Origin of the sequence: Falsiroseomonas sp., from assembly GCF_030695085.1 — a bacterium.
In the GTDB taxonomy this organism is placed as follows: domain Bacteria; phylum Pseudomonadota; class Alphaproteobacteria; order Acetobacterales; family Acetobacteraceae; genus Falsiroseomonas.
In genome coordinates this window covers 1-7,171 of the sequence record NZ_JAUYTS010000020.1, presented here as the reverse complement: position 1 = coordinate 7,171, position 7,171 = coordinate 1, and the positions used below count along the sequence as shown (strand labels likewise).

General features: G+C 69.4%; 8 protein-coding genes. All 8 read left to right on the top strand.

The features are described 5' to 3' along the window. Nucleotides 1-205: 205 nt before the first annotated feature. Nucleotides 206-1,624, top strand: coding sequence for a sigma-54 dependent transcriptional regulator (locus Q8S40_RS01955; RefSeq protein WP_304810324.1), 1,419 nt, complete (start codon nucleotides 206-208; stop codon nucleotides 1,622-1,624). A 136-nt stretch (nucleotides 1,625-1,760) separates the two neighbouring features. After that, on the top strand, nucleotides 1,761-2,633 hold the full coding sequence (locus Q8S40_RS01950) for a D-amino-acid transaminase (protein ID WP_305669092.1): 873 nt from the start codon (nucleotides 1,761-1,763) through the stop codon (nucleotides 2,631-2,633). Continuing rightward, on the top strand, nucleotides 2,630-3,292 hold the full coding sequence (locus Q8S40_RS01945; RefSeq protein ID WP_305669091.1) for an HAD family hydrolase: 663 nt from the start codon (nucleotides 2,630-2,632) through the stop codon (nucleotides 3,290-3,292). Before Q8S40_RS01950 ends, Q8S40_RS01945 begins: the two co-directional genes overlap by 4 nt. 145 nt (nucleotides 3,293-3,437) lie before the next feature. Next, nucleotides 3,438-3,785: an RNA chaperone Hfq gene (gene hfq, locus Q8S40_RS01940; protein ID WP_305669090.1), complete on the top strand. Its 348-nt coding sequence runs from the start codon at nucleotides 3,438-3,440 to the stop codon at nucleotides 3,783-3,785. A gap of 40 nt (nucleotides 3,786-3,825) precedes the next feature. Further along, on the top strand, nucleotides 3,826-5,112 hold the full coding sequence (gene hflX / locus Q8S40_RS01935; RefSeq protein ID WP_371136788.1) for a GTPase HflX: 1,287 nt from the start codon (nucleotides 3,826-3,828) through the stop codon (nucleotides 5,110-5,112). After that, nucleotides 5,112-5,942: an inositol monophosphatase family protein gene (locus Q8S40_RS01930; RefSeq protein WP_304810317.1), complete on the top strand. Its 831-nt coding sequence runs from the start codon at nucleotides 5,112-5,114 to the stop codon at nucleotides 5,940-5,942. Before hflX ends, Q8S40_RS01930 begins: the two co-directional genes overlap by 1 nt. Then, complete coding sequence (greB, locus tag Q8S40_RS01925) at nucleotides 5,935-6,468, top strand: transcription elongation factor GreB (protein WP_305669089.1); 534 nt, start codon at nucleotides 5,935-5,937, stop codon at nucleotides 6,466-6,468. Before Q8S40_RS01930 ends, greB begins: the two co-directional genes overlap by 8 nt. Before the next feature lie 82 nt (nucleotides 6,469-6,550). Then, a partial coding sequence (locus tag Q8S40_RS01920; protein WP_305669088.1) for a pirin family protein occupies nucleotides 6,551-7,171 on the top strand: 621 nt, incomplete at its 3' end.

Sequence of the window (7,171 nt, the reverse complement as noted above, 5' to 3'; positions counted from 1 at the left end):
AGATCATGGAGGACCATGGTGGGCGCCTGGACCTGTTGGACCGGCCCGACGGGCGGGGCGCCCGCGCCCTGCTAATTCTTCCGCTGGTGGCGCCGAGGGATGGCAGGGAATCGGGCCCGCATCAGATAAAAGCGGCTGAGGACACGCCGGTCATGGGGGATCACGCCATGGGCACTACTGGGCGCGGCGATGGGGCGGGCTGACCATGGCGCATGAAATCCTGATCGTGGATGATGAGCCGGATATCCGCGCCCTGATCGAGGGCATCCTGTCGGATGAGGGCTACGAGACCCGGCAGGCCGCGAATTCCGACCAGGCGATCGCGGCCTTCAAGGCCAGGCGGCCTTCCCTGGTGGTGCTCGACATCTGGCTGCAGAATTCGCGGCTGGACGGCCTCGGCATCCTGGCGGCGCTGCACGGGGAGGAACCGCGGGTTCCCTGCGTGATGATCTCCGGCCACGGCACCATCGAGACCGCCGTCCAGGCGATCCAGAACGGCGCCTATGATTTCATCGAGAAGCCCTTCAAGGCGGACCGGCTGCTGCTGGTGATCGCCCGCGCGCTCGAAGCCTCCCGCCTGCAACGGGAAAACAGCGAGCTGCGGCTGCGGGCGGGGGCCGAGGCGGAGCTGGTCGGGGTCTCGGCGCCGGTGATCCAGCTGCGCCAGGCGATCGACCGCGTCGCCCCCACCGGGTCCCGCGTGCTGATCAGCGGGCCGGCGGGGTCGGGCAAGGAAGTCACGGCGCGGATGCTGCATGCGCGGTCCCGCCGCGCCGATGGGCCCTTCGTCGCGCTGAACTGCGCCACCCTCGCGCCGTCACGTTTCGAGGAGGAGCTGTTCGGCGTGGAAGCCGGCACCGACCCGGCCGGCCAGCCGCGCCGCGCCGGCGTGCTGGAACGCGCCCATGGCGGCACGCTGCTGCTGGATGAGGTGGCGGACATGCCGCTGGAAACCCAGGGCAAGATTGTTCGCGCCCTGCAGGAACAGGGTTTCGTTCGTATTGGCGGGGCGCAACGGGTGACCGTCGATGTCCGCGTCATCGCCACCACCAACCGCGACCTTCAGGCGGAGATTGCCGGCGGGCGGTTCCGGGAGGATCTGTACTACCGCCTGGCCGTGGTGCCGCTGCGGATTCCGCCGCTGCGGGAGCGGCGGGAGGATATTCCGGCACTCGCCCGGCATTTCATGAAGCGCTCCGGCGAGACCTCCGGCATGGCGCCGCGCGAGTTATCCGAGGATTCGTTGGCCGCGATGCAGGCCTATGAATGGCCAGGCAATGTCCGCGAGCTGCGGAACCTGATCGACTGGCTGCTGATCATGGCGCCGGGCGAGGCGCGGGAGCCGATCCGGCCGGACATGCTGCCGCCGCAGGTCGGCGCCTCGGCGCCGGCGGTGCTGAAGCTGGACCGGTCCTCCGAGATCATGACCTTGCCGCTGCGGGAAGCGCGGGAGCTGTTCGAGCGGCAGTATCTGGAGGCGCAGTTGCTGCGCTTCGGCGGCAATATCAGCCGGACGGCGGCCTTTGTCGGCATGGAGCGCAGCGCGCTGCACCGGAAGCTGAAGTTCCTGAACGTGCATGCGGAGGATCGCACCCCGACTGCGGCGGCGGGGGCAGGGGGCTGAACACCACGCCTCCCCGAATTCATCGCAACCTGCAGCCTGGGCCACTTCGCCCAGGCTGAGCGGCCGAATGGCCGCCGCAGCCCCTGCCGCGAAGCCAAGCGGCCGGAGGCCGCGCCGGCGTTTGAGGAAAGCAAAGATGTCCAAGATCGCTTATGTGAATGGTCGCTACCTGCCGCAGTCGGAAGCCTCGGTGAATATCGAGGATCGCGGCTACCAGTTCGGCGACGGCATCTATGAGGTCGTGCACCTGCATGACGGCCGCTACGTCGATGAGGATTTGCACCTGGCGCGGCTGGAGCGGTCGCTCGGCGAAATCCAGCTCGCCATGCCGATGTCCCGCGCCGCGCTGTCCGTGGTGCTGCGGGAAGTGGCGCAGCGCAACCGGGTGCGGGAAGGGCTGCTGTACATGCAGGTGACGCGCGGCGTCGCCCGCCGCGACCATGCCTTCCCGAGCAAGCCGGTGCCGCCGGCGCTGGTCGTCACCATCCGCCGGGTGCCGGCCTATCCCACCGATGTGGACAAGTGGCAGGCCGCCTGCATCACCCTTCCCGATCTGCGCTGGGCGCGGCGGGACATCAAATCGGTCAATCTGCTGCCCAATTGCCTGGCCCGGCAGAAGGCGCGCGAGCAGGGCGCGATCGAGGCGATCCTGTATGACGAGGCGACCGGCATGGTCACCGAAGGGGCCGCGACCACCTTCTGGATCGTCGATGAGAACGGCGCCATCCGCACCCGCTTCCTGGACCATGTGGTGCTGCCCGGCTGCACCCGCGCCGCGCTGATGGCCGAACTCCGCACGCTCGGCATGGCGTATGACGAGCGCGAATTCTCACTGGATGAGATGCGCCGGGCGCGGGAGGCCTTCATCACCTCCGCCACCTCCTTCGTGAAGCCGATCACGAAGATCGACGGCAATCCGGTGGGGGATGGCAAGGTGGGCCCGGTGGTGCGGCGGCTGTTCGACATCTTTGCCCGCCATGTGAAGGGCGATGTGAAGAACGCGGCATGACCCGCCCCGCCTGCATCCTGTGGGATTGGGACAACACGCTGGTGGATGGCTGGGCCGCCATCCAGCACGGACTGAACGCCACCTTCGCCGAATTCGGCATGCCGGAATGGGACCGGGAGACGGTGCTGGCCAATGTCCGCGGTTCCCTGCGCGATACCTTCCCCGGCATGTTCGGCGCGGAGTGGGAGCGGGCGCGGGACATTTTCTACGGCGCTGTCCGGTCCTGTCACCTGGATGTGCTGAACCCGATGCCGGGTGCCGAATCGGCGATCCTGGCGGCGGCGGCGCTTGGGCCGCAGGGGGTGGTGTCCAACAAGCAGGGGCCGCTGCTGCGGGCGGAGGCAGCGCATCTCGGCTGGGCCGGCCACTTCGCCACGCTGGTCGGCGCGGGCGATGCCAGCGCGGACAAGCCGAGTGCCGCGCCGATCCTGATGGCGCTGGCCGCCTGCGGCGTGCCGCCGGGCCCGGCGGTCTGGTATATCGGCGATACGGTGCTGGATATGGATGCCGCACGGGCCGCCGGCTGCACACCGGTGCTGCTCGGCCGGGCGCTGCATGATGGGGGCGTGGCGGCGGCGCGGCCGGATCTGGTTTTCGATGACGGCCATGCGCTCGCGGCAGGGTTGCAAGACCTTGCCAGGGCAGGGGTCGGCGAGTGATGTTGGCATTGTCCGCGCCACTGGTTTGCGCCCTTGGCCGGACGACGTCGCCTGGTGGCTGATGGTGGTCCAATGCCACCTGTCGCCCGGCGCGCCGCCTACATCCGGCCGATCAACGGCCAAGAATAAGAAGGATCTCCTCCCCATGGCCGCCGAAAAATCCCAGAACGTGCAGGACGTGTTCCTGAACCACGTTCGAAAATCCAAGACCCCCGTGACGATCTTCCTGGTGAACGGCGTGAAGCTGCAGGGCATCATCACCTGGTTCGACAATTTCTCCGTCCTGCTGCGCCGCGATGGGCACACCCAGCTTGTCTACAAGCACGCCATCAGCACCGTGATGCCGGGCGCGCCGATCATGCTGTTCGACGCCACCGCGGCGGGCGCGGGCGCTGCCCCGCCGGCGCAATCGGCCGAAGGCGCGGCCGGGCCCGCCCGTGAAAACCGACTGACCCTGGGCCGCGAGGTGACACCTGTCGGATCGCGCGACTAAGACCGGCGAGACCCGGTCGCAGGAAACCAGCGGCGGCCCGGTGAAGGCCGCCGTGATCCTGCCCTTCGACCGCTTCACCCGCGGCGCCGCCACGCATGGCGAAACAGGGGCCAACCGTGCCGCCGAGGCCAAGCTGGCGGAGGCGGTGGGGCTGACCGCCTCGATCGGCCTGACCATCGTGCATTCCGCCATCTTCCCGCTGCGCGCGACCCGGCCCTCGACCCTGCTGGGCGAGGGGCAGGTCGAGATGGTGCATGAGGAATGCGACCGCCACGGCGTCACCGTCGTGGTGGTGGATGCCGCGCTGTCACCCGTGCAGCAGCGTAATTTGGAACGCGCCTGGGGCGCCAAGGTGATCGACCGGACGGGTCTGATCCTGGAGATCTTCGGCGAGCGTGCGCGCACCAAGGAAGGCGCGCTGCAGGTTGAACTCGCGCATCTGTCCTACCAGCGCACGCGGCTGGTGCGGTCCTGGACCCACCTTGAACGTCAGCGCGGCGGCTTCGGCTTCCTCGGCGGCCCCGGCGAATCGCAGATCGAGATCGACCGGCGGCTGATCGATGAGCGCATTGTGCGCCTCAAGAAGGAGCTGGAGCAGGTGCGCCGCACCCGCGGCCTGCACCGGTCCGCCCGCGCCCGCGTGCCCTACCCGGTGGTGGCGCTGGTCGGCTACACCAATGCGGGCAAGTCCACGCTGTTCAACGCGCTGACCGGCGCCGGCGTCTTCGCGCAGGACCAGCTGTTCGCGACGCTGGACCCGACCATGCGGGCGATCAAGCTGCCCTCCGGCCGCACCGTCATCCTCTCCGACACGGTGGGATTCATCTCCGACCTGCCGACCCAGCTTGTGGAAGCCTTCCGGGCGACGCTGGAGGAGGTGGCGGCCGCCGACATCATCCTGCATGTCCGCGACGCCGCGCACCCGGACAGCGCCGTGCAGCGCGCGGATGTGCTGGGCGTGCTGGAGGAGTTGGCGCAGGGCGAGGATGCGCCGATGGACGAATCCTGGCCCAACCGCGTGATCGAGGTGCTGAACAAGGCCGACCTCATGGGCGGCGTGGATTCCGTGCCGGAGATTCCGGGCGCCATTGCCGTTTCCGCCCTGACGGGCGATGGGCTGGATGCGCTGCGGGATGCGCTGGATGCGCGGATGACCGCGGGCATGGAGACGGTGGATTACCGCCTCGCCCCGGCCGATGGCGCCAGCCTCGCCTGGCTCTATGAGCATGGCGAGATCCTGGCACGCGAGGATACGGAGGACACGATCCGCATCTCCGTGCGCCTGACCCCCGCCGACCGGGCACGATTCGAACAGCGGGGACATTGATGCGTTTCGATACGAAGGCGGCCCGCGATGTCGCCGCGCTGCTGCGCGATGCGACGAAGGCGGAAATCCTGCCGCGCTTCCGCCGCCTGGCGGCCGGCGATGTCCGCACCAAATCCAGTCCGCTCGATCTGGTGACGGAGGCCGATGAGGCCGCGGAGCGGATGATCGAGGCCGCGCTGCGCGCCCGCTTCCCCGGCTGCGTGGTGGTGGGGGAGGAAGCGACGGCGGCCAATGGCGCGCTGCTGTCGACGCTCAAGGATGCCGACCTCGCCTTCGTGGTGGACCCGGTGGACGGCACCGCCAACTTCGCCGCCGGCATGCCGCTGTTCGGCTGCATGGCCGCGGCCTTCATCAAGGGCGAGGTGGTGGGCGCCTGGATCCACGACCCGCTGGGCGACGATACCGCCGTGGCGCTGCGCGGGGAGGGTGCCTGGTTCGAGGATGCGGAGGGCCGCCGCTTCGCCGATCTCCGCGTCGCAGCCCCCGTGCCGATGAACCGGATGATCGGCGCCGTCTCCTGGGGCTACCTGAAGGAGCCGCAGCGCAGCCAGGTCGCGTCCCGCCTGCCGAATCTCGCGGGCATCGTGAATTTCCGCTGCGCCGCGCATGAATACCGGCTGGCGGCCAGCGGCCACGCGCATCTGCTGTTCTACAACAAGCTGATGCCCTGGGATCACGCCCCTGGCTGGCTGCTGCACCGGGAGGCCGGCGGCTATTCCGCCCGTTTCGACGGCAGCGACTACCGCGCTTCCGAGCATGTCACCGGCGGGCTGATCTGCACGCCGGACAAGGCCTCCTGGCAGGAAGCCCGGGACGCGCTGCTTGGCTGACGAGGAGGATGAGGGGGAGGAGGGGCCGCCCGGCCTGCCCCCCGGCACGCCCTTCTACATGACCCCCGCGGGCCACGAGGCCCTGCGCGCCGAACTCCGCAAGCTTTGGGATGAGGAACGGCCCAAGGTCGTGGAAATCGTCTCCTGGGCCGCGGGCCTCGGCGACCGGTCGGAGAATGCGGATTACCAATACGGCAAGCGCCGCCTGCGCCAGATCGACAGCCGCGTGCGCTTCATCCGCAAGCGGTTGGAACGGGTGCAGGTGGTGGACCCGGCGGCGCAGACGCGGCGCGACCAGGTGTTCTTCGGCGCCACCGTCACCTACGCTCGCCTGTCGGACGATGCCGAGGTGACCATCACCATCGTCGGCGTCGATGAGGCGGATAGCGCTGCCGGCCGCATCTCCTGGGTCGCGCCCGTGGCCCGCGCGCTGCTCGGTGCGCGGGTTGGCGATACGCGGAAGCTCCGCACCCCGGCGGGGGCGGAGGAGATCGAGGTGGTGGAGATTGCCTATCCCGCCGGCTGATGGTCGTCATCCCGGGCGATGATTCGCCTGGGCGATGCGGCGGGCCCATCTGGTGCATCGAAAGCCAGGGAGAACGCGCACCATGTCCACCCTCATCGACCCGACCGACCCGCTGCCGCCGGGCCTCGAGACCGTCATCCTGCCGCGCACCCACGATATCGGCGGCTTCGAGGTGCGGCGCGCCTTGCCGGCCAAGCAGCGCCAGATGGTCGGCCCCTTCATATTCTTCGACCAGATGGGCCCGGGCGAGTTCCTGACCGGCACCGGCGTCGATGTCCGCCCGCACCCGCATATCGGCCTGTCCACCGTGACCTACCTGTTCGAGGGCGAAATCCTGCACCGGGACAGCCTGGGTACGGAGCTGCCGATCGCACCCGGCGACGTGAACTGGATGACGGCCGGGCAGGGGATCGTGCATTCGGAACGCACGGCGGCGCCCCGCCGCGGGGCGCCGCACCGCCTGTCCGGCATTCAGTCCTGGGTGGCGCTGCCCAAATCCCATGAGGAAAGCCCGCCCGCCTTCACCCACCATGGCAGCGCCAGCCTGCCGACCCTGGATGCGGAGGGGGTGAAGCTGCGGCTGGTGGCCGGCGCCGGGTGGGGCGTGGCCTCCCCGGTCGCGACGCCGAGCGAGCTGTTCTACGCGGATGCCGTGCTGGCGCCGGGCGCGCAGGTGCCGATGCCGGATCAGCAGGAGGAACGC